Source organism: Longimonas sp., assembly GCF_046498435.1.
Classification (GTDB): Bacteria; Bacteroidota; Rhodothermia; order Rhodothermales; family Salinibacteraceae; genus Longimonas.
Window position 1 is genome coordinate 1 of the sequence record NZ_JAWOAR010000133.1, and the last position, 3416, is coordinate 3416.

2 protein-coding genes are annotated in these 3416 nt (G+C 61.3%); both read left to right on the forward strand.

The genetic code is table 11. The annotated features are described in order from the left end of the window. The first annotated feature begins 261 nt into the window (after positions 1-261). Positions 262-2646, forward strand: a complete 2385-nt coding sequence (locus R6U20_RS05040; protein WP_410336775.1) for a choice-of-anchor B family protein — start codon at positions 262-264, stop codon at positions 2644-2646. Between the two features lie 160 nt (positions 2647-2806). Beyond that, the coding region (locus R6U20_RS05045; protein ID WP_410336776.1) for a YncE family protein at positions 2807-3416 on the forward strand (610 nt) is incomplete at its 3' end.

The following is a 3416-nucleotide window of genomic DNA, read 5'->3' on the forward strand; positions in this document are numbered from 1 at the left end:
TTGCGCGGCACAGCCTGCAAACTTTTGGGGCGGATAGAGCTATAACATGTCTGTAATCTACCATTGCAAGCGATTCGCGTTGGCCTGGCGTGCTCAAGGCATACTGCCGACCGCATGCCGCGTGCACTTCGGCCTGCGGTATACATCCCCGCCGGGCCGGGCCTTCAAGCGGCGTGCTTTTCTCCCACACCCGCGCCACACGAAGGCGTCTCGCTTTGCAATCCCCCGTTTCATCGTTCCTTTTGTTCGAACTGACACGTTATGAATCGACTCTTACTCTATGCGTGCAGCGTCTTGCTGCTCGCCAGTTGGCAGCCTGCCACAGCGCAAACAACGGCCGACGGTGCCGCCTCTGCCGCCAACGGGTTTAGCTATGCGCTCGGCGTGTATGGCGACCAGGTCATCGCTGCCGAACCCGACATGATGCATGCCCCCGGATTGGTGTATGTGTTTGGTCCCGACGAGTCGGGCACCTACACCGAACAGACCCGCTTGCAGGCTGACGATGGCGAAGTGGGCAACGGTTTTGGCACGGCCCTCTCTGTGGCCGATGACCGCATGGCCATTACCGCTCCCAATGCCGACTCTATGGGCGCCGCGTATCTCTTTGAAGCTAACGATGGAGCCTGGTCGCAGATCGACCGGCTTGCTCCTTCCGACACGCTGGAGAGCTTTGGTAATAGCGTAGCGCATGGCGGCGATGTTGTGCTGGTCGGCGCTCCGGCCCACAACGATCGCACCGGCGAAGCCGTCGCGTTTTGGAACGAAGACGGCTCCTGGACCCAGGCCCGCCTGGCATCGGACGAACTGGACCTCGACAAGGGGGCTTCGTTCGGAGCCCGCGTAGCCGTGCACGAGAACACGATTTTCGTGAGCGCCCCGAATCATGACCGTGGAGTGGTGCTGGCCTTTACCTACGACGATGAGGCCGACGCCTGGACCGAGTCAGATCGCATTATGCACGACGACCTGACGGGCGGCGCGCGCTTCGGGTCCTCACTCGCCATCCACGACGATGTCATGCTCGTGGGCGCCTCGCGCCAGGAGGCTGGAACCGGCGCGGTGTTCGCCTTCACGTACGATGAAGACATCGAAACGTGGGCGCCAACCAGCACGCTCTCGGCGTTTGATGGCAGCAGCCGCTCACGCTTTGGCACGTCGCTCGCTTTTGACGGCTCCAACGCCTGGGTGGGCGCTCCCAACGACGACAGCCGCCGCGGCGCTGCTTATCGCTACACCTACGACGACGGGCGCTGGACCTCTGCCGAGCGCGTGTTTGTCCCCGAAATTGAGTCAGGCTATCGCCTGGGCGCAACCATAGCGGCCGGTACCTCCGTCGCTGCGGCTGGGCTCCCCGGCGGATCGAACGAAGCGGGCATGGCTGCCCTATTGCAGCCGGACGGCTCCTCCTGGACCGCCTCCCAGACCCTCGAAGGCGCTCCGGGCGTAGGTCTCGAAGCCCAAACTGGTGGCGAAGTTACCTGCGACGATGGTGAAGCGGGCACCTTCGACTGCGAGAACATCGATCTGCTCTCGTTCTTGCCGATCCATGAGATTGGCGGCGAGCGCGGCGTCAACGCCAACGACGTCTGGGGCTGGACCGACCCCGACTCCGACCACGAGATTGCACTTGTGGGCCTTACCAACACCCTTGCCTTTGTGGACGTAACCGACCCGGTCAACCCGGTCTACCTCGGCCAGCTGCCGATGACCGAGGGCGCACAGTCCAGTTCATGGCGCGACATGAAGGTGTATCAGAACCACATGTACGTGGTGTCTGACAACGCCGGTGAGCACGGCATGCAGGTGTTCGACCTCACCCAACTCCGCGACTACTACGGCACCGACGAGCCGAACACCTTCGAGCCCGACACGGTGTACGACCGCATCAACAGTGCCCACAACGTCTTCGTCAATGAAGACACGGGCTACGCTTACATTGTGGGAGCCAGCGGCGGCGGTGAAACCTGCGGCGGCGGCCTCCACATGGTGAACCTCGACGACCCGGCTTCGCCCGAGTTCGAAGGCTGCTTTGCCGACGATCGTACCGGGCGCAGCGGCACAGGCTACTCGCACGACGTGCAGTGCGTCAGCTACGAAGGACCCGACGAACGCTACCAGGGCCGCGAAATCTGCTTCGGTGCCAACGAAACGGCGCTCAGCGTTGCCGACGTAACCGACAAGGAGAACCCAGAAGCGGTCTCCGTAAGCAACTACCCGAACGTGGGCTACACCCACCAGGGCTGGCTTGGCGAAGATCAGCGCTACTTCTACATGAACGATGAACTCGACGTGCTGCAAGGCCTTGTTGATAACACGCGCACGCTCATCTGGGACCTGCGCGACCTCGAGGATCCGCAACTCGTCGATGAGTTCTTCTTCGAAACGAACTCCAGCGCGCATAACCTCTACACTAAGGGCGACCTGATGTATCTCTCCAATTACAAGTCAGGCTTGCTCCTGATGGACATCAGCAACCGCGAGGAGCCGTCTGTTGTCGGACAGTTTGACACAGCGCCGTACCAGGAAGGACCGGGTTTCACCGGCTCCTGGAGCAACTACCCGTACTTTGAAAGCGGCACCATTCTGGTGAACAGCATTGGCGAAGGCATCTTCATGCTGCGCCCGCAGCAGGAACCGTTGTAGCCTCTGCGTTGCACCATACGGATTCACCGAACGGAGGGCGGTCGCTATACGAGTGGCCGCCCGCCTTCCGTTTGGTTGGATACGACGCGTTCTACGGGATGCGACATTCAGTCGCTGCGTTTCCACATTCGTTTTTCCTCTGATGGACCTCCTCCCAGTTATGGTTTTTCCTCGTCTTGCTCGTGCCGTGCTGCTGGCTCTGCTGCTGGTTGGCCTTGGGCTGTTCACCTCGCCCGCCGAGGCTACCGCCGACACGCCCCCTCGCCTCTACGTTTCCAATCAGGGCGAAGCCACCGTTTCCGTAATCAACATGGAAACGAACACCGTTGAAACCGTGATCGATTTGAAGGAGCTGGGCTTCTCCGAAAACGCCAGTCCGCACCACACCATTGCCGAACCCGACGGCTCGGCCTGGTATGTCTCGCTCATCAGCGAGAACACCGTGCTCAAGTTCAACGCCGATAACGAACTCGTAAGTCAGGGCACCATGGAAGCACCGGGCCTGCTGGCTCTGCACCCCGACGGCGAGCATCTCTTTGCTGCACGCTCTATGAAAGCTGTAAACCCACCGCAGCGCATCGGGGTGATGCCACGCAACGACTTGGAGGATCTCGAAGAAGTGGACGTGTTCTTCGACCGCCCCCACGCACTTGTCATCCCCGACGATGGCTCCTTCGTCTACGTGGGCAGCCTGGCCACAAACCAGCTCATCGGACTGAATGCCGACACCCAACGCGGCGAGGTCACTCCGCTCGACGGCCCCACACACG

What these genes read in the sequence shown, in the direction of transcription:
- R6U20_RS05040 (WP_410336775.1), top strand. Translation starts at nt 262, where the DNA reads ATGAATCGACTCTTACTCTATGCGTGCAGCGTCTTGCTGCTCGCCAGT.